Below are 26,499 nucleotides of genomic sequence, written 5' to 3'. Positions count from 1 at the left end.
CTTAAACCGGTTGCCTGCTAAAAATAGTGCGCCATCGACAGATATCTGTCGCGGATGTGCTCAATCAACAGGCGCACTTTATTGTGGATAGAAAACCCCCAGCTAGGCTGGGGGTTCCGTAAAGCTTACAGCTATAAGTCAGTTATAAAACCCCTTTCAATTTGTTAGAAATATCTTGTGGTCTGGCAACTACAAGAGTTAAACAAAAATTGAAAGGGGGTCCCAATGGGGGACGAAAAAAGCTTAGCGCACACTCGATGGAATTGTAAATATCACATAGTATTCGCCCCGAAATATAGAAGGCAGGTGTTCTATGGTGAAAAACGCAGAGCAGTTGGTGAAATACTGCGAAAATTATGTGAATGGAAAAATGTGAACATTGTTGAGGCAGAATGCTGTGTAGATCATGTCCACATGCTTTTGGAAATACCACCAAAGATGAGCGTTTCAGGATTTATGGGGTATCTAAAAGGAAAAAGTAGCTTGATGTTATATGAGCAATTTGGAGATTTGAAGTTCAAATATCGTAATCGTGAATTTTGGTGTCGAGGTTATTATGTGGATACGGTAGGTAAAAATACCGGCAAGATCCAAAATTACATCCAACACCAGTTAGAACAGGATAAATTGGGAGAGCAGCTGTCGATCCCATATTCAGGTAGCCCGTTTACGGGCCGTAAGTAATAGTAATATGCAAATGTCAGATCACTATGCGCCTGCTAGGGCGCTGCTGGTAGGAGAGCCTTATAGGCGCATATGAAAAACCTCCGGCTATGCCGGAGGATTCTTTTTTTTGGTGGCTGACGGGTGAACGGATAGACCGCATAAACGCCGAGTTTTTTGCCGACCTGCTGCGGCAGAATATCCACCAGTTTCCCCTCCAGTAAATCATGATACACCAGGCAACGCGGGACATACGCAATGCCTGAGCCTCTCAGTGCCACCCGGCGCAGCGCGGTCGGGTTATCGGTGGAAAAGCTGCCGGAGACCCGTACGATGTAATTCCCCTGAGCGCCTTTAAACTCCCATTCACTGGCGCCGGTGGTCTGATAAGCATACTGCAGACAATTACGCTGCAGCAGATCTTCCGGCCGCTGAGGCTGACCATGGCGGGCGAGGTAGGAAGGCGAACAACAGACGACCCACTGGGAATCGAGAATGTGGCGCGCAATTAAACTTGAATCGGCCAGATAGCCGGTGCGAATCACCAGATCGTAGCCGCCTTCCACCAGATCGACGAACCGGTTATCCAGTGACATATCGACCGTCAGACCCGGATGTTGATCACAAAACTCAGCCACGGCATCCGCCAGCAATAAGTCACCGGAAATTGTCGGGACAGACATTTTGATATGTCCGGTGATATTTTCCCCGAATCCTGTGACGGCATCGATGGCTTCCTGCGTCGCCTGAGTCACATTTTTAGCACCGGCCAGTAAGGCTTTTCCGGCCTCTGTCAGGGTTAATTTACGGGTGGTGCGATAGAATAACCGAACCCCTAATTGCTCCTCAAGCCGGGCAATTCTTTTGCTAACTACTGAATTTGTAAGGTTATTTTGTTCAGCGACTTTGCTGAAGGTGCCCAGCTCAACCACCTGTGAAAACAGAATTAAATCGTCTGCCCGCATTTGTTTATGTCAATTTTGGAATGAATGTTTTTCATTATTTCCATATATTGAAAAAAAAGAAACCGTTAGATTCACAAACGGTTAACAACCACACAAAATAACACTCAGAGTCTTTACATATTAAACGATAATATCTCCGGAAAACCTGCAGCTTCAGGTTGCCCGGATATAAAAAATGAGATGACAAATAATCAACAGCTGTATCCGGTTTACGCTCAACCAGTCAACATGGTCCGGATATGATTTATCAAAAAAATTTTAATAATTAAGCTCAAATGACTGAACCCGCCCCCTGCAATACGTGGTTTGGTCCTGCATTTTTCTTGGTGATAAACCAGAGATGCATCGTGGGCTTTTCTGCTGACAAAAGGACGTATCATGAGTGAAACTTTACTTGCTCTTATTGCATTTTCACCAATTGTGATCGCAGCGCTGTTACTGGTCGGGCTCAACTGGCCGGCCAAAAAAGCGATGCCGGTGGCTTTTGCTGCCACGGTGCTGATTGCGCTTGGCTGCTGGGATATGACAGTCAACCGGGTTCTCGCCTCAATTCTGCAAGGGTTAGGCATTACGGTCACGGTACTGTGGATCGTATTCGGTGCCATTTTTCTGCTCAACACTTTAAAACACACGGGCGCCATTAGCGTGATTCGGAATGGCTTCACCAATATTTCACCGGACCGCCGGATTCAGACCATCATCATTGCATGGTGTTTTGGCTCCTTTATTGAAGGTGCCTCCGGGTTCGGAACGCCCGCAGCGATTGCGGCACCGCTGCTGGTCGCGATTGGATTTCCGGCACTGGCAGCTGTGGTGATGGGCATGATGATTCAATCAACACCTGTTTCGTTTGGTGCTGTCGGCACGCCGATTCTGGTCGGGGTCAATAAAGGGCTGGATGAACATCATATCTCTTCTGCGCTGCTTGCTCACGGCAGCAACTGGGATGCGTTTTTACAGCAGATTACCAGCCATGTTGCGTTGATTCATGCGGGTGTCGGAACGCTGATGCCGGTGTTAATGGCGATGATGCTTTCCCGTTTTTTCGGTCAGGAACGTCGCTGGCGTGACGGATTGAGTATTCTGCCGTTTGCCTTGTTTGCCGGGGTGGCATTTACCGTGCCTTATGCGCTGACCGGGGTATTTCTTGGACCTGAATTCCCTTCTCTGATCGGCGGGCTGGCTGGGCTGGCAATCGTGGTGACGGCGGCCAGAAAAGGCTTTCTGGTGCCTGCAACCCGGTGGGATTTTGCGCCGGGAAACAGCTGGCCGAAAGAGTGGCTGGGGTCGTTAAAAATGGATACAGACAGCGTGAAAGCCAAACCGATGTCACTCGTTTTTGCGTGGCTGCCGTATGTACTGCTGGCGGTCATTCTGGTGGCAAGCCGTGTTAGCCCTGAATTCAAAGCGATGTTACTCAATGTCAAAATTGGTATCGGTCATATTCTGGGTGAGCCGGATATCGGGACTTCATTTGCACCACTGTATTTGCCCGGCGGGATTTTAGTCTTCGTCGCACTGCTGGCGGCTGTGCTGCATACACGCAGTCTGGCACCGATGGGCAAAGCGCTGGGTGAATCAACCAAGACACTGATAGGCGCAGGTTTTGTGCTGGTGTTTACCATTCCGATGGTGCGGATTTTCATCAATTCAGGCGTCAATGCCGCGGACTTAGCCAGTATGCCGGTCACCACTGCTAATTTTGCTGCGGGGCTGGTCGGGCACGCGTTCCCGGCACTCAGTGCCACTATCGGAGCGTTAGGCGCATTTATTGCCGGGTCGAATACCGTCTCTAACATGATGTTCAGCCAGTTCCAGTTTGAAGTGGCTAACACACTCAATATTTCCAGCGTGGTGGTGATTGCTTTACAGGCGGTAGGTGCCGCCGCAGGGAATATGATTGCGATTCACAATGTGGTTGCCGCCTCTGCGACAGTCGGCCTGTTGGGCCGGGAAGGCGCGATACTGCGTAAAACCGTGATTCCGACCGCTTACTATCTGGTGATGACCGGGCTGGTCGGGCTGATTTTGATCTACGGCTTTCATGCCACGGATATTCTGATGGCTTCGTAGCCGCACACGCACGTTGACCACCTTCGGTGGTGGTCTTTGGTTCCCGTAAAAACTTTAGTTTCAGTACTGGTTTCAGTCATAAAAGGGTACGGGGATCGCTCTGATTTACTTCTGTTTTTTGTTTTTATGATGTTAGGATATTCACGATGATTATTTCTGCTTCGACGGATTATCGCGCAGCGGCGAAATCCAAACTGCCGCCGTTTCTTTTTCACTATATTGATGGTGGCTCTTACAGCGAGCATACTTTGCGCAAAAATAGTGATGATCTTGCGGATATCGCACTGCGCCAGCGGGTGTTAAATGATATGTCGTCACTCAGTCTGGAGACTGAACTGTTCGGTGAATCTCTGGCGATGCCGATCGCGCTGGCTCCGGTAGGCTTAACCGGCATGTACGCCCGGCGTGGTGAAGTTCAGGCAGCCAGAGCGGCGGAGAAAAAAGGTATTCCGATGACGCTTTCAACGGTGTCTGTCTGCCCGATTGAAGAGGTTGCACCTGCGATTGACCGGCCGATGTGGTTCCAGCTCTATGTGCTCAAAGACCGGGGATTTATGAAAAACGTGTTGGAACGGGCCAAAGCGGCAGGGGTGAAAACCCTGGTATTTACCGTCGATATGCCGGTTCCCGGTGCACGTTACCGCGACATGCATTCCGGTATGAGCGGCCCCAATGCAGCGATGCGCCGGGTATTACAGGCGATGGTTCATCCGCAGTGGGCCTGGGATGTCGGCTTGCTGGGTAAACCACACGATCTGGGCAATATTTCCACCTATCGCGGCTCGCCGACCAAACTGGAAGATTATATCGGCTGGCTGGGGGCGAACTTTGATCCGTCCATCTCATGGAAAGATCTGGAATGGATTCGTGAATTCTGGGATGGTCCGATGATCATCAAAGGTATTCTGGATAAAGAGGATGCAAAAGACGCGGTACGTTTTGGTGCTGATGGAATTGTGGTTTCGAATCATGGCGGGCGTCAGCTTGACGGCGTGTTATCGACTGCGAAAGCACTGCCGGATATCGCAGATGCGGTGAAAGGTGAAATCAAAATTCTGGTGGATTCAGGCATCCGTACCGGGTTGGATGTGGTCCGGATGCTGGCACTCGGCGCTGACTGTACATTGTTGGGGCGTGCTTTTGTGTATGCACTGGCCGCGCAGGGACAGGCGGGCGTTGAAAACCTGCTCGACCTGTTTGACAAAGAAATGCGGGTAGCAATGACACTGACCGGTGCAAAGGATATTCATTCACTGTCCCGCGAGTCGCTGGTTCAGAAGATGTTTTAATGCATGTTGTATTATCCGGAGCAGAGAGATGTTCCGGTATGTTCAGTATGAATTAAATATGCCAGTGAATCACATCCAGCCGGGGCGTTGTCTCCGGCTGTTTTTCATAAAACGTGTATCTCATGAAAAATAACAAAGCATCAGAAAACTGATTTTTACGAAACGATACCAGATTCTGCCTGAATGATAACCTGAATGTTGCAGATGATATTAAGAACTATTATCATGTAAAATCTTTGATAAATCTGAAGGTTGGATTGATAACATGACCAGTAACCGAAGACTGTCAGGTCAGTTCGTCGTTTGTCTCTTTGCTGTGTGTCTGATGCTGATCAGTTCAGTTGTCACACATGCCGGTGCGACAGAGCAGAATATCAGGCAGATTCACCATGCGATGGGAGTGACGACGCTTTCCGGTTCTGTTCACCGGGTCGTGACTTTATTCCAGGGGGCAACAGATACCGCCGTTGCTTTGGGAATTCAGCCGGTGGGTGTGGTTGATTCATGGGCTGAAAAACCGACCTATCATTATCTGCGCCCGCAGCTGGCAGGAGTCAAACATGTCGGTCTGGAAACGCAGCCAAATCTGGAGCGGATTGCTGCCCTGCATCCGGATTTGATCATTGGTTCTCTGTCCCGCCATGAAAAAATTTACCGGCAGCTCTCACAAATTGCGCCGGTGGTGTTGACCGACAATGTCTATAATTTTCATCACACGCTTGAACTGGTATCGATGGCAACCGGGCGGAATGCACAGGGAAAGGCATTGTGGCAGCAATGGCAGAACCGGGTGGCTGTATTTTCCTCCGCACTCAGTCAGAAAATACCGGGCTGGCCGTTAACCGCGGCTATTCTTGACGTGCGGGCTGACCACTTACGTCTTTACCTTCAGGATAGTTTCCCCGGCAAAGTGCTTGAAGAAATTGGTTTTCGTTTTCCGCTCGAAAAGCGTCATACCTGGGGCGTGAAACTGAAAACCAAAGAATCACTGCCGCAGGTGAATGCGGATGTGTTTTTTGTCATCCTTCATTCAGATGATCAGGCGGTCCGGAAAAATTATCAGCGATGGCGTGCACATCCTTTATGGAAAATCCTCAAAGCGCCAAGAGAAGGACAGGTGTATCCGGTGGACAGGGTTCGCTGGTTACTTTCCGGCGGCATACTGGGGGCCAACCGTATACTGGATCAACTTTCTGACCGTTATCAGCTTCAGGATGAGGTGCCATAATGGTGTGTTCTCTCCGGGCTGCTCCGGTGCGTTGGGCTTTGTTGCTGATATCCTTTCTGTCCCTTTTGCTGGTCTGTTTCATCAGCCTCTCTTCCGGTCAGTATCCGGTCCCGCTGCGGGATGTCTGGCAGGCAATCTGGTCTTATAATCCGGACTCGGTCACCCATGTTATTGTGATTTCAACCCGGTTATCCCGGACACTCACTGCCTGCTCTGTCGGAGCCGCGCTGGCGGTTGCGGGAGTGCTGATGCAAACCCTGACCCGGAATCCGCTGGCATCACCAGCCGTTTTTGGTGTGAATGCGGGTGCGGTTTTTACCATTGTTCTCTGGTCACAGTTATTTATGGTCAGCGCAACGTCGCAGCTGATGTGGCTGGCTTTTGCTGGTGCCGCGGTGGCCGGAGGGCTGGTGTATACGCTCGGCTGTCTTGGTCAGGATGGACTGTCCCCGGTACGGGTGGTACTGGCCGGTGCTGCTGTTTCTGCCCTTTTTATGGCGCTGACGCAGGGGATTCTGGTCACCGGGCGGGAAGGGATCGACGGCGTGTTATTCTGGCTTGCCGGGTCAGCTTCAGGACGGGAACTGAACGAGATTTTACCTGTATTACCCTGTTTATGGGGGGCGGTGATAGTTGCTATCGGACTGGCTCCCCATCTGAATATTCTGCTGTCTGGCGATGATGTTGCGACCGGACTGGGACAAAATACCCTGATATTGAAAGGGGCAGTCAGTGTACTGATTATTGGCCTGGCGGGAACGGCAGTCGCGATGGCTGGTCATATCGGATTTATCGGGCTGATTGTGCCGCATATGGTGCGAACCTGGTCGGGCAATGATCACAAGTGGCTTCTTGCAGTCAGTGCTTTATGGGGTGCAATTTTACTGGTCAGTGCGGATGTGGCCGGACGTCTGGTGATGGCTCCGGAAGAAGTGCCACTCGGGGTGATGACGGCATTGCTGGGAACACCTTTCTTTATTTTTCTTGCCAGAAAAGGGCGCCGGTTTGAATAAGCGATCTGATTTGAATAAGCCAAGGGATCTGAATAAACCGTTGGGTCTGAATAAACCATGGGTCATCCGCCAGCGCTTCTGGTCATTTTCTCTGCCGGTGAAAACCGTCGCTGTCAGTATGATTATTGTGTTCGTCACCCTGTCTGTCATGCTCTTTTCCTTATGTGCCGGGACGGACTGGATTGCTCCCGACGTGGTGATTTCAGCGTTGTCTGGCTCTTTGGATAGACAGGGGACTGATTTGCAGGGACAGGCACTTCATTTGAAGAATTTACAGGGACCAAATTTACAGGGACAGACACTCACTTTTATCATCGAATCTCTCCGGATGCCACGGATGCTGATGGCTGCGATGGTTGGTGCGGCACTGGGTGTCGCGGGGCTATTGTTGCAATCGATGATCCGTAATCCGCTGGCTTCATCTGACGTTGTGGGCCTGACCAGTGGGGCTTCTGCCGCTGCTGTGAGTTTTTTGTCTTTCATCCATCCGCTTCTGTCTGGTGTCTGGTTGCCGGTATTTGCCATCGCCGGCGCAATGCTGGCGGCAGTGCTGATTTATTGGCTGGCCTGGCGGAACGGGGTGACACCCATGCGTTTGATTCTGGTTGGTATTGGCGTTTCAGCCGCGATGGGCGCAGTGACTACTTTTGCCATAGCGGTCAGTCCTGAGTCGACTTCTGTGACAGCGTATATCTGGCTAACCGGCAGCGTTTACGGGGCCGGGTGGGATGATGTCAAAGCATTATTCCCGTGGCTGGCTGTCAGCTTACCGCTGAGCTTATGCCTGACAAGGCGGATTAATGCTCAGGAGCTGGGGGATCAGGTTGCAACCGGTTTAGGCGTGTCTGTCCAGACAATGCGGCTTTGCCTGTTCGGGCTGAGTGTGCTGATGGCGGCCCCGGCGATTGCTTATGCAGGGGCGATCGGGTTCGCCGGTCTGATTGCACCACATATTGCCCGGCGTCTCGTCATCCGGAGCTTTGGTGTATTGTTGCCGGTGACGGCCTGCACGGGGGCCTGTCTGGTGATGCTGGCTGATGTCTGTGGCCGTCTGCTGTTTCAGCCGCTGGATATTCCCGCCGGGGTGTTTGTTTCGGCGATTGGCGCACCATTTTTTATTTATTTACTGTACCGGCAGCGCTTTTAATGCCGGAAGAAAAAACGCAGGAAAGCATCATGACTTCACCTCTGAAAACCGAACAATTACGGCTGGCATATGGCGGGCAGATCATTATTGACGGTCTTGATCTGTCCATTACCCCGCATCAGATTACTGCATTGGTCGGGGGAAATGGCTGTGGAAAGTCGACTCTGCTTAAATCACTGGCCCGGTTACTGAAACCCGGAGCCGGACGGATCTTTTTATATGATGCTGATTTGCATCAACAGCCGGGAAAAGCGGTTGCCCGCCAGTTAGCGATTTTACCGCAGGGTCCGGTTGCACCGGAAGGGCTGACGGTGGAGCAACTGGTCAGGCAGGGGCGTTATCCGCACCAGAACTGGCTACAGAACTGGAGTGAACAGGATGAGCGGGCCGTGAATAAAGCGCTACAGGATACCCGGATGATTTCTCTGGCGCAGCGTCCGGTTGATGCGTTATCCGGTGGACAGCGCCAGCGGGCCTGGATTGCCATGGCACTGGCTCAGGAGACACAAATTCTGTTGCTCGATGAGCCGACTACTTATCTGGATTTAACCCATCAGATCGAAATTCTGGATTTGTTATTTGAATTAAATCAATCTCAGCAAACAACCATTCTGATGGTGATTCATGACCTGAATCTGGCGTGTCGCTATGCGCATCAGATGATTGCGGTCAAAGATGGTGCCGTTTATCGCACTGGTCCGCCTGAGGCGATTTTGGATCAGCAAATGGTTGAAACCGTGTTTGGGATGAAGTGCCATATTACCCGCGACCCGCTGTTTGGTTCACCGATGTGCATTCCACATGGAAAAGGACGCATGATTCCCGCTGAAATCAATCCCGAAATAAAGGCACTGGATGACTGAGTACCGACACCCGTTTTCACCGGAAGCGTGGCAGCAGCTGGCAGCGTTTGGCCTGAAGGATTGTACTGCACGGTCACCGCTTTCTCTCGATGCCGTTGGTCTGACAGAAGATGCGACCTGCATGCAGATATTGCAGGCGATCATGCCTGCGCTTGGTGCACCGAACCTGAAAGTGACAGCTTCACTGGTGCTCAAGCGATTTGCGTTTCTGACACTTGCTCCACTGCTGTATGCCATGTCCCGGCTGAATCAGGGGCTGGATGTTTCTCTCAATAATTGTGTGTTTGAATATCCGCTGGAAAACCGGATCTGGCGTTCCGGATTGCCGCTGAAAAATGTGCGGTTCAGTCTGGTGTCTGAAGAGAGAGAACCATGGCGTGAAACATTACTCAGGCAGGCTTTTCAAGGCAATTTGTCGCAGTTAGTCAGCCAGTTGCACCGGTTAACCCGCACACCTGAAAAAGTGTTGTGGGAAAATGTTGCCGTGCGGGTGTTCAGTATCTATGAGCGGCGGATCATGATCGGTATGCCTGATGAGATAACGGCGCAGGTGCAGGCGGATTACCGGTTTTTGCTCAATCCGCAGACTACGGATATTTTTGGTCTGAAGGTGAACCCGTTGTCTGGGTTCCACCACCGGAAAATAAAAGCGCCCGGATGCGATGAGCCAGTCCGGGTCCGGCGGACCTGTTGTTATTATTACCGGGCGACAGAACCCGCCCGGTATTGCAGCAATTGCCCGTTGCTGTTTCGTCAGCCTCATGATTCAGGTGATTGTTGATCCGGCAAGTCAGTGAAAACGCCTGACGATGTCAGGCGTTTCATCTCCGTTTTTGAATCTCAACGATGTGAATTTAAAAATTCAGGCTGTATGCCAGTGTCACGGTTCGTCCGCGTCCTTTGAAGTAAAAATCATCGTTCTTATAGGCACTTTGAGAGTAATAAGTGAAATAATCTTCATTCAGCAGATTGGCAACCGACAAATTCAGTTTCCCGACCGGCAATTGATAGCCCAGGGACGCATCAACCAGGGTGTAGCCATCGAACTCCAGGTCATCATCATCAAAACTGCGGTCAAAATTGTGGTTTGCCTGAAGCATGGTGGACAGGGTTTCATTCCAGTGAGCTGTCCATGCCAGACGCAGGCGGTTTGGCGGAATGTCTGCCCCTGTCAGCTTTTTATCGACTTTACCATCGCCGTCTGTATCTGATTTTCCCTGAATATAGGCATAACCGGTTTCAAGCTGGTGAACCGGGGTCAGACGAAGGGTCAGGGAAGCCTCAGCCCCGTGAATTTCTTTTTTCTCCCGCTTCACTGTATACAGGCCGTTATTTTCCACGATCCGGCTGCCTAAATCAGAGTCTGATTCATAGTAACTGACTTCGAAGTCAAACCGTTCCTTACTGATCCGCAGACCTCCTTCATAGTTATCTGTGGCAATCGGGGACAGGTCGATTAAGGTATCGACATCCTGTCCGGTGGTATTGACGCCACGCAGCACTCGGCCAACATCCGGCATCCCGAATCCTTGTGAGTAATTCGCAAACAGACTCACCTCCGGGAGCACCCGGAATACGGCACCGGCGTTATAAACGGTTTCATCAAAATCCGGTGTGCCGCCATCAACGGTCACTCCATTTCTGGCTTCAACCGTTTGATAGGTATCCACATCCAGTTTCGCGACCTCATAGCGTACACCGGCTTGCAGGGTTAAACGGTCAACCGGCCGGTATTCCATCTGGATAAAGGGCGCATAATTGTCGTAAGTGGTTTCAGGTACATAAGTTCGTCCGGTGAGGATCAGCTTCTGGCTGGTTGTATCTCTTATCAGGTCAAGCCCGCCCGTGATTTTCAGTGTGCTCTTCAGCAGGCTGGCATCCGATAAACTGAATTTAGCCCCGATTTTTTCAGACTGGTTTTGCGACTGGTCATATATTTTTTCGCTGGCATCCGGGTATTGGAAGCTTGAAGAGGTGGTTGCACCATAACGTCCTTTAAAATCCTGATAGAAAGCCTGTGCTTTGAGTTCCATGCCGGCCAGATCCCGATCGGTGTAGACCAGATTGATGGTCTGGACCTGATTGAAGGGGGCTTTTCCTTCCGGCGTCGCTTTCTCTGAAGTGGTGGCAATGCCCTGATCCCGGTCACCGGTGACACCGCGATAATTCATCCGGCCTTTCAGCTGATAACGGTTGAGCTGAAATTCCAGATTCCGCGCATCACTGAACCAGTAGCCCAGTTTGGCAAAAGCATCATAACTGTTGGAATCCATGATATCACCACGGACAGTCGCCGCACCGATATCATCCCCGTCTGCATCGCGGAATATTCCCTGTGTTTCACCGGAAAGACCGACCAGATAGTCGAGATTCCCAGAGGCTCCCTGAGCCTGATAATCGACTTTATAAGCGAGTGAATCGGTATCAATCTTTTCTGTCGGCGAGGTCATTTGTACACTCAGATGCTGGTTCAGATGCTCTGAGTGGCTGGATTTTGTGATGAAGTTAATGATGCCTCCGGTCGCTCCCAGTCCGTGAATCGCGCTGGCACCATGAATCACTTCAATTCGTTCGACCATCGACAGGTCAATGGTATGAGCAGAACGACTGCCTTCACGTAATGGGTTGGACTGAGGAACGCCGTCAATCATGTACAGCACAGTGCGCCCGCGAAAGGTCTGGCTGCTGTTATTCAGCTTCTGAGTGTTCGGTGAATACGCAGGTAACAGGTTGGATAACACCTGAGAGCTGTCGGTTGTCAGTGCAAGCTGGGCCTCAATCTGAGCCTGGGTGATCACAGTAATCACCTGCGGTGAATCGACTTTTAACTGGTTGGTCCGGCTTGAAGCAATGACGAGCATTTCTTCACCGGCATTTTCAGTGGATGTGCCTTCAGCAGCATGGACTGCCGGTAAGTGCATGGCGCAGGCAATCGGGAGACATAAGGCGACTTTGTTGAATTGATTTAAATAGGACATGAGACTGGTTACTACTCTTTTTATTTATAAGAATAACAATGATATTGATAACTATTATTATTATCAATATGTTTTATGCCCGATATCTGGTGAGAGTGCTTTGTTTTATATGTTTTAGGTCAAAAAATATTCCGGATTATTTTATATGATGTTCTGATTCAATTAGTTAGAGAGTTCAAAGTGAAAATAAAGCAGTTTTTGGTGATGAGTTTGGTTTCTCTGGGATTGTTACAAGCCTGTACTTTACATAGTCGGGTTGATACTGACATCGATACCGATAATGAGAAGCTATCGATCAATATCAGTGATGATATGCTCAGCTTCAGAGGTGAAATTACAGAGTCATCCGTCCATCAAATATTGAAAGCAGTTGAAAACTATCCGGGTCAAATTCATAAGATGACGGTCAATAGCACTGGTGGAGAAGTCCAGTCCGGTATTCTGTTAGGCCGATGGATTTTTGATAATCATATTGATTTGACGATAGAACGGTTTTGTATGTCATCCTGTGCTAATTATCTGTTGACTGCAGCGAAATCAGTCCACATTAACAAAGACGCGATTGTCTTATGGCATGGCGGGGCAACACTCAGAGGGAAAGATTTATCTCTGGCTGAGATTCCGTACTTCAAACATTCTATCGATATGGAGAAAAAATTTTTCCGGTATATCGGGGTCAATGAGAGAATTACTGATTATGGTGAACTGAATGACTATTCCCTCCTTCAAACAACGACCGGATGTATTGAAGCCCACCAGAGAAAAGAATTGCAGGGATGGACCTATACGCTGGACGATCTGAAGAAATTCGGTGTAGAACATGTAATTTCAGATAATAAAAACCCGCCGGTGATCTGGGAAGGGCAAATGATGTCTTGTGTGATTCCGGTTCACAGGCAATCATAAGCAGGTTGTAGCCCGCCGCGAGAAATGAGAAATGGCGACGGGTAAAATGAGAAAAAATTTCTTTTCTCACTTTTAGCGGCGCAGAATCACCAGCTAAAGCTTTCAATCGCTTCCACAGTCTCCAGTTGATTCACCGCCAGCTCTGCATCATTTGATGCGGTTCTGATAGCTTCCCTGAGTTTCATCACATCTTCAACTGTCTCGACATCCGTTACGTTTAAAGATTCACGCTCCTGCGCACGTTGTAAACGCCAGTTTAAACAGGTGATACGCTCTTCTGCCTCCTGTTTGATTTGGGTGATGCGTTCGGATTTCAGCTCAGCTATGTCTATTTCAACAAATTCAAACTCGACCATGGCGCCGGAATCCAGAGTTTCCCGGCATGTGTCGCCGGTGACCGGCTGCTCATTGGTCCATTCACCATTTTTAAAAACTTCAATTTGACTCATTTCAATAATCTCCTGTGACGAAATCTACACCAATCAACAAATATGCTACCGATGAAGATGTGTTTTCCAGTGTTAGTTTTTCATCGACTTTCCCCAGCAATTCTTTATTTGAGCAAGCAAGGTAGGGAGCGGAAAATGAACCCGGCGTTCCCGTTATTGCCCCCACTTTTGTATACGCAGCAGACGCTGCTTGTGTTCCCGCTATCCTTGTACCAAACTCGCGGCTCCCCAGTGTTGTTTTTACATAGTGATATGCAGCCATCCCTGTTTTGTTACTCGATAATGCGACCAGCTGAAAAACACGAACCCGGCAGCCAGATGGCGGGGTGATAGTCAGAGATTTACCTGCTGCTATAGTAGAAATTTGGGAGAGACTTCCGACTGTAATTAACGGCGAGTAATGCTGCTTAATTTGTGTGATTGATTCTGTCAGTACTGTCTTTGCCGTTTGCAGCTCATCACGCGCCGCATTCAGCAATGCCTTTGACTCACTGATATTATCTTCAGCGACCGCAATCAGCGCTTTTTCCCAGCTCGCATTATTCATCAGGGCTTCCAGCCCTTTGCCGATCAGCATCTGCTCTTCAGCTTTGAGCGTGCCTGCTTTCATTTTTGTGTGCAGGCTGTCAATCATTTCCTGCACGGTTGCGTTTAGTGTTGCCATGTTGATTTCCTGTTTAATAAATAGGGAGGAGGTTTTCGCCAATCAGCGAGTTAATCCGCAGCCGTCGGTGCAATTCAGCATCATCACTGCTGTTGATGCCTACATCCTCCGGTGATAACTCAATATTGTCGGTTAACGGTTTACCGCAGATAGTGGTGGTGACAGCGACCCGGCCAGCTATCTGTTTATCGATCTGAGTGGTGCTGTAAACATTGAGATTTTGCCGGGCGGTTTGGGTTGATGAGAGGTCCGCGAGATTCTGATCTTTTAGCAGTGATCCGCCAGTGGCCGCATTCACCAGTTCTTCAGCGCGTGCTGCCTGTTTGGTGGCTGTTTGGGCGGATGCCGCTGATGCACCGGCCTGACTGGTGGCAGCTTCAGCCTGCGTTGTGGCAATGGTTGCCTGTTCGGTAGCTGTCTGGGCTGAAGCCGCCGATGCGCTGGCCTGACTGGTGGACATCTCCGCCTGCGTTGTCGCAATCGTGGCCTGTTCGGTGGCTGTCTGGGCTGACGCCGCCGATGCGCTGGCCTGACTGGTGGACATCTCCGCCTGCGTTGTCGCAATGGTTGCCTGTTCGGTGGCTGTCTGGGCGGATGCCGCCGATGCGCTGGCCTGACTGGTGGACGTCTCCGCCTGAGTTGTGGCAATGGTGGCCTGCTCAGTGGCTGTCTGGGCTGACGCCGCCGATGCGCTGGCCTGGCTGGTGGCAGTCTTAGCCTGAGTTGTCGCAATCGTGGCCTGTTCGGTGGCTGTCTGGGCGGATGCCGCCGATGCGCTGGCCTGACTGGTGGACGTCTCCGCCTGAGTTGTGGCAATGGTGGCCTGCTCAGTGGCTGTCTGGGCCGACGCTGCTGATGCACTGGCCTGACTGGTGGAAGTCTCCGCCTGTATCGTGGCAATGCTTGCCTGTTCTGTGGCCGTATCGGCAGATGATTCAGCATGATCTCTTGCCGCAATTACCCGCTGATAAGCTTCACCCAGTTGTTCATCATAGTCATGGATCAGGGCTGTGGCTTTTTCGGCAGCGGCCAGTACTTTCTGCTCAACGTCATCCACATCTGCGACCATCTGCCGGGCGGTTTTGACGGTAAATGTCTGCCCGTCATAGGCTTTAAATGTCACCGTTCCTAACGCTGTCCAGAATGTCTCTAATGTCGAGTAGTTAGCCACTGTTGTTTCGGACAGCTCCCGGATCCGCTTTGCGGCTTCCTCAAATGATGCGCTGGTGGGAATGACCAGGGCTTCGGCGGTGATCGTTTGGTCTGCCGTGGTCCTGAGCTGAATTTTCTCAAAATACGTCGCCGTGATTTCATACAGATGATTGTCGAAATATAACGCTGAACCTTTCTCAATGCCGGAAGTATCGCCGGTCACTTCAATGATGTTTGAGTTTTCAGTTGCTTTAATTGATAGCTGTTTCCACATAACTCACCTTAAAATAACTGGCTGGTGTTTCTGAAAATCTGCACAGGAACCGTTGCGGCCTGTAGCGTGATTTTCCGTGATGAATTATTCCCGGCAAGGCTGGTCATCTGTGCGGTTAGCGTCAGAGTTGCGGTGGTCAAATTTGTGCTGGCCGGGATCGTGACCGACAGCGAGGGAATCACGACACTGCCGGAAACCTGTGATTCACCACCGAGAATTTGCTCTGATGAATAAACATTCTTTTGGCCGGTTGATGTAGAAACTGTTGTCAGCAGATACAGACTGGTGCGGGCTGAGACCGTACAGCTCACAGTAAACGATGGCATGACCAGCAGGCGTTCAGCCAAATCATCTGCCGGGTTGCCCTGAACGCTGACCGTCAGAACGGTAAATGATTGGGTTGTGGCACTGCTGTCATCATTGATTGCATTGAGGGTGTAACCGCGTGCGCCGACAATATCGCCGATGATATTTTTCGCATACAGCTGGCCGTTGATTTTGCAGTTCTGGCCGATGGTCAGATTATCCAGATAACCACCGCCTGATGAGTAAAAAAAACCATCTTTACGGATGTAGAACGGCACGGCAGCACTGTAACCGTTTTTGATATAAAACATCTGGTCTGAGTTACCGCTGACGTGTTGCAACACGGTGTGATAACTGCTGCTGTCGCCGACCTGAAGCTGTTCAACAAAAGAGCCGGACTGAGCCGTTACTTTTCCGCTGAATGAACCCGTCCCCGCATTAATCACCGGGGATTTAATTTCTGTATTGGCAACCAGCCGGTCACCGGAGACGGTGCCTGTTGCCAGCAAATCGCCATGAATCAGCAGCGTTGGCTGCACCCATGATGAACCGTTAAACCGTTTGGTGCTGACCACATCACCGTCCGCGTTCCGGTAGGTCAGATGATCATCTTTGACCGGTGCGCGGTCAAAATGAGACTGAAAATCTCTGATTGCGGTTGAATCCGTCGGAAAGACGCCGTTTCTTAACGTCAGGGTGTAGAAACCCGCGCCATCCTGACCGTCCAGCGCGCGGATTTTGTCTTCCCCGTCGACCACATAACCATCCCCTAAAATCATCCGCCCGCGCATCACCATTTCAGCGCGCCTGGTGTCGAGCCAGAACAGCGGAATATAGGCACCGCTGCTGTTGTAGTCGCCGACCCGGAGATACTGCGCGATAATATCCAGTGAAGTCACATCGCCGGAATTGGTATTGACCCAGCCGGAAATCCGGCCATCGACATTGGTGGTCATCCCGCCGCGGGCGTGGGCTTTGCCATCCTTGTCGATAAATGCCTGGGCGAGCTGATCAACACTGGATTTTGAACCGTCAGATAAACTCACAGCCAGATGGCGGATATATTCCGCCAGCGGGCCGTCAATCCATTCATTCCCGGCCTGCACACATAAAACCGCGTCTGTTTCATCGGTGATATGACCGTCCGCATCGACGCAGTAACCCACAGCCGCCCGTGTATAGGCCATTGCTTCAGCAAATTTGTCTTTGAGTTTGGCTGCCAGCAATACAATTTCTTCGGCGCTGGCAGACAGTTCATCAGCATGTTTTTTCAGTGTGCGCTCTGCGTAAGCAAAGCCGATCTCTTTTTCCTGCGCTTTCTGCTTGAGTTCGAAATCCTGAAATGCCTGATACAGCAGCTCAGTGTTTGGGGTGGGTGTGTCGAGAATATCCGCTAAATCAGAGGTTCTCGTCTCAATCTGTTTGATGTAACTGTCCAGACTGGCATCCAGCGCGGCATGGTCGATTTTTCCCTGGATTAAATCGAGAATATCATCACTGTTAAACGCGGTTTTCGCGTGGGTTAAATACCAGTCTGAAATCCCCCAGCGGGAGACCTCCCGGATGGCAATCTGATATTCTGTATCAGATTTGAGATTACCGAGAGACAGGATTTTTGCCCGGCCCACAACGTGCGCACTTACATCGATATCGGTGGTTTGCGCGGTGGCTTCACTGCCTTCTGTCTCACTGGTGTCCTCTGTTGAATCGGCTGTATTATCTTCTGTCGCGTCACTGGCCGTGGTGGTCAGGGCTGCTTCTGCTGTTTCATCGTCCGTGGTTTCTTCTGCCGGGGTTGCTTCATCTTCCGCCAGTTCAGGAAATTCAGTCGCTACGGCAAAATCATACATGGTATCGAAGTTGACCTGACCACCGGGAACGGGTGTGAGCTGTAATCCCCAGTTTGACACCACAATTTCACAACCGATGGGCGTGGTTGGCGCAGCGGCGTTAAATGCTAATGCTGAGACCGGAGAACGGCGGCCATAGCTGATGGCGACCACCTGTACTTCATACTGTCCGACGGTAAAACCATCCTGTAAGCGATACTGTTTTTCCACTGCGATTTCACGGCGCAGATACTCACCGTCTTTATAGAAGGTTAACTCGTATGTGGTGCCGCCGAATGAGCGGTGTGACCATGTAATGACGGCCTGCACCGTGTTGGATTCGGCCAGCGTGACATATTTTAAATCCGTTACCGCTTCAACTTCACGGCTGACCTGACTGGGCGCTCCGGCGCGGGTTGGAACCACCGCTGTATCACCGTCATATTCATAATGAGATGGTTTGGTCACACTGGCTTCCAGCGTCACGGCACCGCTGACTGAATGCTTCCATTGGGTCACCATAAATTCAACGTTTTGCCACTGGTTTTCCGTGAAATTAAACCGGAACACGGTGCCGGGCAGCAGTTGGGTAGCCTTGAGATTACATTTCAGTTCAATGGTGATGGTGTCACGGGTGGTGAGCAAATGGATCATGCCGAGCCTTTGCGCCTGATAAGCGCTCGGAACAGCGGTTAAATCCAAATCATCGACCACTTCATAACCGTCCTGCTCAACATAGCCGTCATGCACGACGCGCGGCATGTCTGATTCATTCCAGTTATCTGCCGGGTCGGTGTATTTGGCTGACACCACATTGATTAAATCTCGGCGGCGCACATCCGGCGTGGTCGTGACATCACCAATCACGTCATCTTCAGATAAAACAACGGTGCCAGGCCCATAGTAGGCACCCACCTGCATCCCGTGACGGCCAGCCACGGACAGGCTGATCCCGTCACAGGTGGCGCGGATTTTTTGCAGTGCGGTGCGCGGGGCCGTGTCTGCGCTGAAGGCATAATTGCAGCGATAACGCTTTTCTGTGCCTTCCGGTGTGGTGACTAACTCATCGCAGACATTGGCGGCGGTGATGTAGCTGTCTTCAATTGGCACGCCGGATTTTAAAACGGTTCTGTACCAGCGCACCATCAGCGCCGGGTTATCTGACCATTGTGTTTCACCGGTGCGCGGGTCAAACAGCTTCATGCCTTTGACGGCAAATTTGGGGTTCGGGATCCCGCCCGCCCATTTGGAAGTATCCGATTTGAGTCTGACGTGTGCAAAGCACTGACCGTCACCGCGCATATTATCGGACCAGTCTTCCAGCCCGGCCAGTGTTGGCGGGACTTTGTCATGCTCACCAAGATACAGATAAACCCAGCCGAGGCCATTCTCATGGCGAAATTCAATATCCGCGCCGCTGTCAGTCGATGGCTGACGGGTCAGCGCTTCATCATCCAGCCAGGCATGGGTGACATCCGCGCACGGATGCCCGGCCAGATGCACCACTAAATCGAGCCATTCACCCGTGCCGGACTCGTTTGGCTCGCCGCTCTCACTGGCAAACACCATTGGCCCGGATAAGGCGCAGTGACCCAGCACAATCTGCTTAGCGGCCACCGCATCTTTAAACATCTGTTTAGAGACGTCACCTGATGCGCTTTTCTTCAGCTTCGACTGCATCCGTTTGGCCTGTTTGCGGGACTCGATCGCCACATAGGCACTGACACCTGCGGCAATCACTCCGGCAATAATTGCACCGACCATTAATGTACCTCCCGGACTTGCCACGCAATTTTTACCGCCGAAATGGGCAGAGAAATCAGCCCGTCAGTACCGATCGCAATCACACCACAGGCGGCAACGATGCCACATAACATCCGGCCCTGATTGTCCAGCCATGCCACATCCCCGCGCTGTGCCAGGGCCGGGAATTCACGGCGCTGACAATGGCTGTCCAGTGTGCTGATCACCAAATCAGCCAAATCCCTGTACCCCTGCTTTTTAATCAGCCGGGCACTGCCCAAATCCGTCTGGTAATGACCGCGGAACGGCGCTGCAAAATCATCACCGGTCAGTTGCTTCACCCAGTCGGCGACAAACAGCGCGCAGTCATTGACGCCGGTCTGAAATGGCCGATCCAGATAAGGATCAAGAAAATCGTGAAATAAATCGATCATAAATATTTCCTTAGCGGGATGCCGTCTTTTTTGCTGCCCCAGTACAGGCCGAGGTCTTCCATCCAGGTGGTGAAGCGGTAAAAATCGTCGCCGGGATATTGCGCGTGGTGTGATTCATTGGTACAGCGCCAGTTGAGTCCTTTTTCCAGCGCATCATCCGGGGCGGTCAGCGGCAGCTGAATGGTATTGTTTTTCTCGCCCTGCTTAATGGTGGCGCTGTCCATCACGCCGTTAAACTGCTCCGCCCATGCCGCGACCCGGCCCTGTTCATCGAGTGCCACCAGATACAGCTGACCTTTGCGGCCCTGATAGCCTCCGGCCATGATTTGCGCTCTGAGTGCGTCGTCTTTTACAGAGAGTTCCAGCGTCACTGACGGGGTGGTTTCGTCGCCGTCGCCATAGGTGACATCCCCAATACTGCCGAGATTGCCGACGCCGAAATACGATTCACCGGCATCAAACGGAAAGTGATTAAAGGTGCCGATTTCGGTATGCAGCCGCACAACACTGTCCGGCCACTCCAGCCGCACGGCATACAACAGGCGGACCTGTGGATTTTGCAGTGCGGCCAGCATCTCATCATTGAAAAAGTTCATGGTTTGTCCTCCCTACAAAGTGACGGCTTCAATACATTCAATGCTGATTTCTGCCACCACCATTTTTTTGCTGCTGGCCCGCTGCACTTCATATTTTGGGGTGAGCCGGAACAGGCCGGTGGGCCGGTTAAATTTGATTTGCGTGGCTGCGGTGGCCGGGGTGCGTAAAAACGGTTCAAACATCACCGTGGCATTGCCCAGCGAATCGGTGATGACATCCTCAGTCAGTCCCTTCAGCTCACCGTTAATTTCGGCATAGTCTCCGGCTGAAGCCAGCTTTGTGTGAGGCCGGGCACTGGAGAGCACCACAAGCCCCGGCGCGGCCAGTGACAACTGGGTAATGGCATAACTGCCACCGGCCCCGTTTGGCTCAGTGGCTGACCAGTCAAATAAACGAAACTGCCCGTAAGCACCGCGCAGTGACCACAGAAAGGCAGTCAGTTCCTGCGCCTGCGCGCGGCGGACGTTGGTAAACTTCAGATTCGCTGTCCATAAACCTGTTGGCGATGAAATTACCTGCGATGCGGTGGTGAACTTGCTGCTGTTAATCCGCTCGGTACGTGAGAGTAAAAATTCGCATTCTTCCGGCACCAGGTCTGTGGTTAAAAATGAAAAACTCATGAGGCATTCGCTCTGATTCGGGTGGAAACCGGGCCGCCGTTATCGGCGTCCTGATACATGGCATTCATTGATGCATTGACGGCCTTTTGAATGTAGATATCTAACTGGGTGTCGCCGCTGGCCGTCTGGCTTTTTTGAGTTGTGGCCGTTTCGCCGGATTGAGTGTGGATATTGACAATCACACCGCCGGAACTGGCGGACGCTGCTGTATTGCCGGATGAGGCTGAACTCACCGCACTGCGCATCTGCTGCATCATCTCCGTCATCCAGCGGAAGTTGTCCGCCTGAGAAGGGTTTAAAACCATCTCGTTGGCTTTGAGCATCCATGTACCTTCGTTGCTGGCTGGCACCCGGTCAATCCCGTCATGGGCCTGACCGGCATAATTCACACTTTTAAGGCTTGCCAGAACAGTAGCTCCCTGAGTCGTTGCCTGAGCAATGGCGGGAAGGCTTGCGTACCAGGGCTGAACTGCGGATGCATTAGATATTGCCTGCCAGAGATTCATTGATGCCTGAGCAACTGCAAACCCTTTACTGGCTGCAAACATGGTTCTGTAAATACCTGACTGTTCACCACTATAGGCCTTCGCCAGTCCGGCCAGACCACTAAACATCTGACTGCCAGAGCCTAAAATCATCACGGTGGAGCGGAACTGGAGCGCCTGCCGCTCTTCTTCCGCTTTGCGGGTGATTTCCGTCAGGTTCATTTCATGCTCTTGCCGCAGTATCTGCCGGTTCTGAAAATACTCCCGCTCTAATGCGTGCATTTGCTCCTGATGACCGGTAGCCTGTGCGTAGGCGGCATCAAACTTTTGCTGTAAGAGTTCCTGACGGGAGGTATACGCATATTCTTCTTCAGTCTGCGCTTTGTTCTGGTAATCAGCCTGAATCGCCAGACGTTTCATATATTCATTGTTGAGCTTGTCTGACGACTCGTAAAAATCATCTATTTTGTCGGTCTTCGCTTTTTTCTTTTTTGCTTTCTTATCCAGTAACTGCGCCTGAAGCAGTAATTGTTGTTTCAGCTGATCATTAATCCCTTTGAGGGAGCCGTGTTCCGTCTCATAACGGACTTTGGCAACCTGTGAGGTCTGGCCGTACAACGCGACCTGTTTCTGAAGATTTGCCAGCAGCTTTTTAGCGGCATCTGCTTTTTTCTGCGTGTCTGTGCCATCATCATGGGTGGTTTTGGGGGTGACTGATTTGGTCTCCCGTAATTCCTGAAGTTTGTTTTGCAGCGCTGTCAGGCTGGATTCGGCTTTGGACAGTTTCCCGGCCACGTCATAAACCGCGTTCGCCGCTTCTTTAGATTCCCGGATCTGCCGCGCCCGCATTTCTGAATTGGTTTCGGTCATCTTCTGCCAAAGCGAGCGCTCAGGCGCGGGCGCATAGGCAATTTTCTGATATTCCCGGCGCAGTTCAGCCACTTTTGATGTCTGCGCATCAATCGCTGAACTCAGCTCTTTATCTTTGAGCTTATCCATCCGTCCCAGCAGCAGATCAACACGCTCTTCAAGGTCGCCGGTATCGGTTTTCGCGCTCCGGGCACTCATGGCAAAATAGCTCAGGGCAGAAGCGGCCATCATCGCGACTCCCACCGGGCCGCCCAGGGCTGACATCACACCGGATCCAGCCCGCATCACCAGATTCAGCCGGGTCTGTGAGGCCGTGAGTGTATCTGTCAGCACTTTTCTGCGGGCCTGTGCCGCTGCCAGTGAGGTTTCTGCACCAATCGCGCGGAACTTCTGGTTATTGGACAGTTGCATGGTTTCCAGATGGCGGATTTCTGCCTGAGTGGCGGTCAGCTCTGCCTGTGTTTCAGCCACGGTCGCCTGTAACTGCTGCCGGGACGCGGCCACCGATTTGATCTTTTCTGCTGTCAGGGTGGTGAGTGCGGCCACACCGCGACCCGCCGCCGCGGCCAGTGTCACGCCAATCACGGAAGATACAGTTTCCACATGGTCTGCCAGTGAATCCATCACCGACGTGCTCGCAGCAATGGAATCACTGAACACAGAGGAAATCGGGGTTTCGTAAGCGGTCACCATTTTCAGGTAGGACTGCTCAAAGGCGGCTGACTGGGCGCTGATATTGTCTGCGGTTCTGGCCGCCGCGCCATCGTAGGCGGACAGCGCTTTGACCAGTGTTGTACCAAACAGCTTACTGGTCATTTTGCCGCTGTTGACCATGTTACGCAGGCCGCCCACGCTGGTATGGGCCGCTTTTGCCAGCTTGATTAACAAGTCCGGCATCGGTTCGGTGACCTGATTAAACTCTTCGGCCCGGACGGTGCCGCTTGCCATGGCCTGCTGCAAGCCATACATCACCTGACCAAGCTGTTCACTGCTGGCCCCGTTGGCACTGGCGGCATTACTCATGCCTTCAAAAATATCGATAGTCTGCTGATGGGTGATAAGGCCGCCGTTCTCCAGCGTCAGCAGCCGGGCGTATGAATTAGATAATCCTGACAGGGTTTTATGATGTTCATCCGCCACCCGGTTTAAGTACTGCTCGGTCTCAATCCATTGTTGCTGACCACCGACCAGCGCAGTGATGCGGGTGCGGATATCCTGATATTCACCCAGCCGGTCTTTGGCAGAAATGGCTGCGGCCAGGGCGGAGAACCCGCCAATCAGACCGGTGAGTTGTCCTTTCAGTGAGCCAAAACCCGCCCCGGCGGTCTGCGTCTCTTTCGCCAGCGTATTCAGCTTTCTGCCGGTAGCAGTTGAATGGGTGCCTAATGAATCCACCGAGCCAGCCGCTGCACGCACCTGGCCGATAAATTCTTTATTTTCGGCATTAAAGCGCAGGGTGAATTTTAAATCGTTACGGTTCACGGCGGTTCAGTTCCTCTGCAAGGGTTCGGGCAATTGTTTTCAGTTTTCGGTAATCATCCGGCTCAATCGTGCGCTGGCTCAGTTCGGCATCAGCTTTGACTGCCAGTACATCCATGCCCAGACAGGCATTCTGGTTAAACTTGAGAAAGCCGGGAATGGACAGCCACCACTGCACCACCGGCCAGTTCTCCGGCCAGACCGGGATAAATGTTTCCCGCTCGGTGTCTGGTTCATCAATGCCCCAGGCGGCCAGCTCCTGCTGCCAGTCGGCGTCATCTGCCGGGGTTGCAGCGCCGCGACGCATCAGCGTCCGCACTGCTTCGGTTAGTTTTTTTCGGCGGCCTGTCCGCTGGATGCCTGTTGATAGGCACGCATCGCGGCTATAACAAAGAATGAGTTTTGCAGCAACCGGGACAGGTTTTCTTCTGAATAATCCAGTGGCTGATTCTCTTCAGCGCTGATACCGCTCCAGCCCTGAATCACCCGTTTAAACGTGGCTTCATCGCCCTGAAGAATTTTGACGCTGGCCGCGTTATCCAGCAGCAGTAAATCCAGTGTGATGGGATGGTCTTCAACACTGCCGCCATCCACAGGAATGGAGACGGTCGCGGGCCAGTTTTTGACAAGTCTTTCGGTTTCTAAAACAAACATAAATTACCTTTTTAAAATGCGTTTAAATGGTGGTTTAAACGGGAGTTAACGGGTCGCAAATACATCGTGATCGCCAATCGGGATCAGCGGAATGGAATAGGTTTGCGTGCCATCCTGATCCGCGTAAGTGGGACGTCCCAGCTGTACTCTGGCCGACCAGGCGACCTGATCGCCAATGGGGCCATTGGTAAACACCAGGTCGCGCTGAGTGGCCGCTTTGGCAACCGAGAAAATATCCAGCTCGCTTAATGCCGGGGCTTCAATCACTAACGTACTGGTCGGTTTAAAATCGGTGATCAGCACTTCTTCATGGCCGACATACTCCTGATACACCACAGAGTTTGCCTGGTCGTATTCGAGTGAAATCATCTTGTACGGGGTGCCGTCGATGGTAAACGCGGAGTTTTCCACCCCGATTTTCAGCGGCGTCTGCCATTCGGAGAAATCCGGAGTGGGCAGGCTCTGGGAGACCACACCGCCATACATGGCCGTGAAGCTGAATTTGATGCCGCCGAAGTCTTTGGCGGCCAGTGAAACGGAAAACGACCCGCGCGCACCGGTGGCTTTGTGCAGTGCGCCGTCCTGATAGTAGTAAAACGTCAGTGAGCCGGTGCTGCTGTCATCGATGGTATACACGGTTTCATCGCTGCCATCATCTGCTGCGGTGTGCGCTGTGGTTGTGCGCAGGCAGGCGGTCATTAAATCGCCCCACGGGGCTGCTGTTTTTGCTGCGCCGCCACTGGCAAAATCGACAGTGAATTCAATCGTGACATACAGCTCGGTGACGATTTCCCCGGAGTTGCCCAGTTCTCCATTATCATAATCGAGCGCTTTGGATTCCCCGGCCATCGGGGTGATAGAAAACTCCCGGCCTAATAAGTATTTGGGTGCTCCGGCTGCGATTGCATCGGTGCCATAGCTGGCTTCAGTGGCGTAGGCCAGAACTTTTTTACGTGCTTTACGCGCCATAACGGTTTTGATCCTCTGTGTATTCGGTGACAAAGTTATCCATCCAGCTGGCAGTAGCCGTATGCACGGATAGCAGCCGCCCGCCGCCGAGCCAGAACGGCTCATGCTGCGGGAGTGGCGACCAGCCAAACAGCCGCTGTTTCAGCTGTGCTCTGAGCGGTTCGAAATCAATCTCTTTACCGTTGACAGAGCGCTCAACAATCACAATCCCAATCGTGGGCCGGACGGTTTGCAGATACGGCCCGGAGCCGGGCACACCGCCGCCGGTGGTTTCCCCGGTCTGAAATACATACAGCGTCGGTGTCCGTGTGCCGGATTTCGCCATATCCAGCTGCGTCAGCGCGCCCAGTGCTTTGACATCAACCCACGGTTTCGGGGTTGTCTTCAGCCGGTTGATCACAGCCTGAACAATGCTCATCAGAGAAAGCCTTTACTTTGGTCGCGGGTAAACACACTGCCGGCGCTTTGCATGATTGCGGTGGCGGTGGTTTCCGGTTTGCTCTGCTGCTCATCCAGTCCGAGCTGAACGCTGCCTTTTGCTACATCTTTCAGGTAGCTGATGGCGTCGCTGTAGCGTTTGGCGGCCTGATGCTCCGGATCAAGTGAACGGTCATAGAGAAAGTAGCGGGCAATATCACAGGCCAGCCGCTCCAGGACTTCCGGCACGGCAGATAACGGCAGGCGGTAGCGCCCGCCGATATAGCCGTCAATGGTTGCCCCTGCATCAGTTATGGCCTGCGCTGACACAGCCGGGACAACTGCACCGGTGCTGCCGTCCCGGTCGGTGAGCTGGATCAGTTCGTCTTCGCCAAAGCGGTTGATTAAATCATCCTGTGTGCAGTACATGGC

24 protein-coding genes are annotated in these 26,499 nt (G+C 51.9%); 9 read left to right on the top strand and 15 right to left on the bottom strand.

Annotation, left to right across the window (positions count from 1 at the left end; translation table 11 throughout):
• The first annotated feature begins 225 nt into the window (after nucleotides 1-225).
• Nucleotides 226-684 carry an IS200/IS605 family transposase gene (gene tnpA / locus OC443_RS13285; RefSeq protein WP_262021637.1) on the top strand — a complete coding sequence of 153 codons (459 nt, stop codon included), beginning with the start codon at nucleotides 226-228 and terminating at the stop codon, nucleotides 682-684.
• A 35-nt stretch (nucleotides 685-719) separates the two neighbouring features.
• Here tnpA and OC443_RS13280 read toward each other — a convergent pair whose 3' ends face one another.
• Nucleotides 720-1,628, bottom strand: coding sequence for a LysR family transcriptional regulator (locus OC443_RS13280; protein WP_073586674.1), 909 nt, complete (start codon nucleotides 1,626-1,628; stop codon nucleotides 720-722).
• Nucleotides 1,629-2,006: 378 nt separating this feature from the next.
• Here OC443_RS13280 and OC443_RS13275 point away from each other — a divergent pair, with 378 nt between their 5' ends.
• The 7 genes from OC443_RS13275 (at nucleotide 2,007) to OC443_RS13245 (ending at nucleotide 10,022) form a co-directional block, all read left to right on the top strand.
• The gene (locus OC443_RS13275; protein ID WP_073586673.1) at nucleotides 2,007-3,701 is read left to right on the top strand and encodes an L-lactate permease; all 1,695 of its coding nucleotides are present in this window, start codon (nucleotides 2,007-2,009) and stop codon (nucleotides 3,699-3,701) included.
• Between the two features lie 146 nt (nucleotides 3,702-3,847).
• Nucleotides 3,848-4,990: an FMN-dependent L-lactate dehydrogenase LldD gene (lldD, locus tag OC443_RS13270; RefSeq protein ID WP_073586672.1), complete on the top strand. Its 1,143-nt coding sequence runs from the start codon at nucleotides 3,848-3,850 to the stop codon at nucleotides 4,988-4,990.
• Between the two features lie 265 nt (nucleotides 4,991-5,255).
• Nucleotides 5,256-6,218, top strand: coding sequence for an ABC transporter substrate-binding protein (locus OC443_RS13265; protein ID WP_073586671.1), 963 nt, complete (start codon nucleotides 5,256-5,258; stop codon nucleotides 6,216-6,218).
• Nucleotides 6,218-7,231, top strand: a complete 1,014-nt coding sequence (locus OC443_RS13260; protein WP_200797007.1) for a FecCD family ABC transporter permease — start codon at nucleotides 6,218-6,220, stop codon at nucleotides 7,229-7,231. The genes OC443_RS13265 and OC443_RS13260 overlap by 1 nt, the downstream gene beginning before the upstream one ends.
• On the top strand, nucleotides 7,224-8,378 hold the full coding sequence (locus OC443_RS13255; protein ID WP_200797006.1) for a FecCD family ABC transporter permease: 1,155 nt from the start codon (nucleotides 7,224-7,226) through the stop codon (nucleotides 8,376-8,378). Before OC443_RS13260 ends, OC443_RS13255 begins: the two co-directional genes overlap by 8 nt.
• A gap of 29 nt (nucleotides 8,379-8,407) precedes the next feature.
• Nucleotides 8,408-9,241 carry an ABC transporter ATP-binding protein gene (locus OC443_RS13250; RefSeq protein ID WP_083601853.1) on the top strand — a complete coding sequence of 278 codons (834 nt, stop codon included), beginning with the start codon at nucleotides 8,408-8,410 and terminating at the stop codon, nucleotides 9,239-9,241.
• A complete protein-coding gene (locus tag OC443_RS13245; protein WP_073586669.1) occupies nucleotides 9,234-10,022 on the top strand; it encodes an IucA/IucC family C-terminal-domain containing protein in 789 nt (262 codons plus the stop codon). The genes OC443_RS13250 and OC443_RS13245 overlap by 8 nt, the downstream gene beginning before the upstream one ends.
• 73 nt (nucleotides 10,023-10,095) lie before the next feature.
• Here OC443_RS13245 and OC443_RS13240 read toward each other — a convergent pair whose 3' ends face one another.
• Nucleotides 10,096-12,219 (bottom strand): TonB-dependent receptor, encoded by a 2,124-nt coding sequence (locus tag OC443_RS13240; RefSeq protein ID WP_073586668.1) that lies wholly within the window; start codon nucleotides 12,217-12,219, stop codon nucleotides 10,096-10,098.
• A gap of 204 nt (nucleotides 12,220-12,423) precedes the next feature.
• On the opposite strand from OC443_RS13240, the gene OC443_RS13235 reads away from it, so the two are divergent.
• Nucleotides 12,424-13,125, top strand: a complete 702-nt coding sequence (locus OC443_RS13235) for a hypothetical protein (protein WP_073586667.1) — start codon at nucleotides 12,424-12,426, stop codon at nucleotides 13,123-13,125.
• Between the two features lie 86 nt (nucleotides 13,126-13,211).
• Here OC443_RS13235 and OC443_RS13230 read toward each other — a convergent pair whose 3' ends face one another.
• From OC443_RS13230 to OC443_RS13170, 13 genes are read right to left on the bottom strand one after another with little or no spacing between them, the layout of a single operon-like run.
• Nucleotides 13,212-13,574, bottom strand: coding sequence for a hypothetical protein (locus tag OC443_RS13230; RefSeq protein WP_200797005.1), 363 nt, complete (start codon nucleotides 13,572-13,574; stop codon nucleotides 13,212-13,214).
• A gap of 1 nt (nucleotide 13,575) precedes the next feature.
• Nucleotides 13,576-14,238 (bottom strand): hypothetical protein, encoded by a 663-nt coding sequence (locus OC443_RS13225; RefSeq protein WP_073586666.1) that lies wholly within the window; start codon nucleotides 14,236-14,238, stop codon nucleotides 13,576-13,578.
• Nucleotides 14,239-14,251: 13 nt separating this feature from the next.
• On the bottom strand, nucleotides 14,252-15,664 hold the full coding sequence (locus OC443_RS13220; RefSeq protein ID WP_262021683.1) for a hypothetical protein: 1,413 nt from the start codon (nucleotides 15,662-15,664) through the stop codon (nucleotides 14,252-14,254).
• Between the two features lie 8 nt (nucleotides 15,665-15,672).
• Nucleotides 15,673-19,587: a phage tail tip protein gene (locus OC443_RS13215; protein WP_262021682.1), complete on the bottom strand. Its 3,915-nt coding sequence runs from the start codon at nucleotides 19,585-19,587 to the stop codon at nucleotides 15,673-15,675.
• Nucleotides 19,563-19,976 carry a DUF6950 family protein gene (locus OC443_RS13210; protein WP_073586241.1) on the bottom strand — a complete coding sequence of 138 codons (414 nt, stop codon included), beginning with the start codon at nucleotides 19,974-19,976 and terminating at the stop codon, nucleotides 19,563-19,565. The genes OC443_RS13215 and OC443_RS13210 overlap by 25 nt, the downstream gene beginning before the upstream one ends.
• A complete protein-coding gene (locus tag OC443_RS13205; RefSeq protein WP_073586240.1) occupies nucleotides 19,973-20,572 on the bottom strand; it encodes a hypothetical protein in 600 nt (199 codons plus the stop codon). The genes OC443_RS13210 and OC443_RS13205 overlap by 4 nt, the downstream gene beginning before the upstream one ends.
• A 12-nt stretch (nucleotides 20,573-20,584) precedes the next feature.
• Entirely contained in the window at nucleotides 20,585-21,193 is a 609-nt protein-coding gene (locus OC443_RS13200; RefSeq protein ID WP_073586239.1) for a hypothetical protein, read from the bottom strand.
• Nucleotides 21,190-24,030, bottom strand: a complete 2,841-nt coding sequence (locus OC443_RS13195; protein ID WP_073586238.1) for a tape measure protein — start codon at nucleotides 24,028-24,030, stop codon at nucleotides 21,190-21,192. Before OC443_RS13195 ends, OC443_RS13200 begins: the two co-directional genes overlap by 4 nt.
• On the bottom strand, nucleotides 24,020-24,334 hold the full coding sequence (locus tag OC443_RS13190; RefSeq protein WP_073586237.1) for a hypothetical protein: 315 nt from the start codon (nucleotides 24,332-24,334) through the stop codon (nucleotides 24,020-24,022). Before OC443_RS13190 ends, OC443_RS13195 begins: the two co-directional genes overlap by 11 nt.
• Nucleotides 24,335-24,354: 20 nt before the next feature.
• A complete protein-coding gene (locus OC443_RS13185; protein ID WP_073586236.1) occupies nucleotides 24,355-24,681 on the bottom strand; it encodes a hypothetical protein in 327 nt (108 codons plus the stop codon).
• A gap of 45 nt (nucleotides 24,682-24,726) precedes the next feature.
• Nucleotides 24,727-25,650, bottom strand: a complete 924-nt coding sequence (locus OC443_RS13180) for a phage tail tube protein (protein ID WP_073586235.1) — start codon at nucleotides 25,648-25,650, stop codon at nucleotides 24,727-24,729.
• Nucleotides 25,640-26,068: a phage tail terminator protein gene (locus OC443_RS13175; RefSeq protein ID WP_073586234.1), complete on the bottom strand. Its 429-nt coding sequence runs from the start codon at nucleotides 26,066-26,068 to the stop codon at nucleotides 25,640-25,642. The genes OC443_RS13180 and OC443_RS13175 overlap by 11 nt, the downstream gene beginning before the upstream one ends.
• Nucleotides 26,068-26,496, bottom strand: coding sequence for a gp436 family protein (locus OC443_RS13170; protein ID WP_073586233.1), 429 nt, complete (start codon nucleotides 26,494-26,496; stop codon nucleotides 26,068-26,070). The genes OC443_RS13175 and OC443_RS13170 overlap by 1 nt, the downstream gene beginning before the upstream one ends.
• Nucleotides 26,497-26,499: the final 3 nt, after the last annotated feature.

This window comes from Vibrio quintilis (assembly GCF_024529975.1).
GTDB classification, from domain to species: Bacteria; Pseudomonadota; Gammaproteobacteria; order Enterobacterales; family Vibrionaceae; genus Vibrio; species Vibrio quintilis.
The sequence above is the reverse complement of the archived record's forward strand: the minus strand, read 5'-3'. Positions and strand labels throughout refer to the sequence as shown.

Excerpts from the sequence above, each read along its gene's own strand:
- tnpA (WP_262021637.1), top strand. The coding sequence starts at position 226 with ATGGGGGACGAAAAAAGCTTAGCGCACACTCGATGGAATTGTAAATAT.
- OC443_RS13280 (WP_073586674.1), bottom strand. The coding sequence starts at position 1,628 with ATGCGGGCAGACGATTTAATTCTGTTTTCACAGGTGGTTGAGCTGGGC.
- OC443_RS13275 (WP_073586673.1), top strand. The coding sequence starts at position 2,007 with ATGAGTGAAACTTTACTTGCTCTTATTGCATTTTCACCAATTGTGATC.
- lldD (WP_073586672.1), top strand. The coding sequence starts at position 3,848 with ATGATTATTTCTGCTTCGACGGATTATCGCGCAGCGGCGAAATCCAAA.
- OC443_RS13265 (WP_073586671.1), top strand. The coding sequence starts at position 5,256 with ATGACCAGTAACCGAAGACTGTCAGGTCAGTTCGTCGTTTGTCTCTTT.
- OC443_RS13260 (WP_200797007.1), top strand. The coding sequence starts at position 6,218 with ATGGTGTGTTCTCTCCGGGCTGCTCCGGTGCGTTGGGCTTTGTTGCTG.
- OC443_RS13250 (WP_083601853.1), top strand. The coding sequence starts at position 8,408 with ATGACTTCACCTCTGAAAACCGAACAATTACGGCTGGCATATGGCGGG.
- OC443_RS13245 (WP_073586669.1), top strand. The coding sequence starts at position 9,234 with ATGACTGAGTACCGACACCCGTTTTCACCGGAAGCGTGGCAGCAGCTG.
- OC443_RS13240 (WP_073586668.1), bottom strand. The coding sequence starts at position 12,219 with ATGTCCTATTTAAATCAATTCAACAAAGTCGCCTTATGTCTCCCGATT.
- OC443_RS13235 (WP_073586667.1), top strand. The coding sequence starts at position 12,424 with ATGAGTTTGGTTTCTCTGGGATTGTTACAAGCCTGTACTTTACATAGT.
- OC443_RS13230 (WP_200797005.1), bottom strand. The coding sequence starts at position 13,574 with ATGAGTCAAATTGAAGTTTTTAAAAATGGTGAATGGACCAATGAGCAG.
- OC443_RS13225 (WP_073586666.1), bottom strand. The coding sequence starts at position 14,238 with ATGGCAACACTAAACGCAACCGTGCAGGAAATGATTGACAGCCTGCAC.
- OC443_RS13220 (WP_262021683.1), bottom strand. The coding sequence starts at position 15,664 with ATGTGGAAACAGCTATCAATTAAAGCAACTGAAAACTCAAACATCATT.
- OC443_RS13210 (WP_073586241.1), bottom strand. The coding sequence starts at position 19,976 with ATGATCGATTTATTTCACGATTTTCTTGATCCTTATCTGGATCGGCCA.
- OC443_RS13205 (WP_073586240.1), bottom strand. The coding sequence starts at position 20,572 with ATGAACTTTTTCAATGATGAGATGCTGGCCGCACTGCAAAATCCACAG.
- OC443_RS13200 (WP_073586239.1), bottom strand. The coding sequence starts at position 21,193 with ATGAGTTTTTCATTTTTAACCACAGACCTGGTGCCGGAAGAATGCGAA.
- OC443_RS13190 (WP_073586237.1), bottom strand. The coding sequence starts at position 24,334 with ATGCGTCGCGGCGCTGCAACCCCGGCAGATGACGCCGACTGGCAGCAG.
- OC443_RS13185 (WP_073586236.1), bottom strand. The coding sequence starts at position 24,681 with ATGTTTGTTTTAGAAACCGAAAGACTTGTCAAAAACTGGCCCGCGACC.
- OC443_RS13180 (WP_073586235.1), bottom strand. The coding sequence starts at position 25,650 with ATGGCGCGTAAAGCACGTAAAAAAGTTCTGGCCTACGCCACTGAAGCC.
- OC443_RS13175 (WP_073586234.1), bottom strand. The coding sequence starts at position 26,068 with ATGAGCATTGTTCAGGCTGTGATCAACCGGCTGAAGACAACCCCGAAA.
- OC443_RS13170 (WP_073586233.1), bottom strand. The coding sequence starts at position 26,496 with ATGTACTGCACACAGGATGATTTAATCAACCGCTTTGGCGAAGACGAA.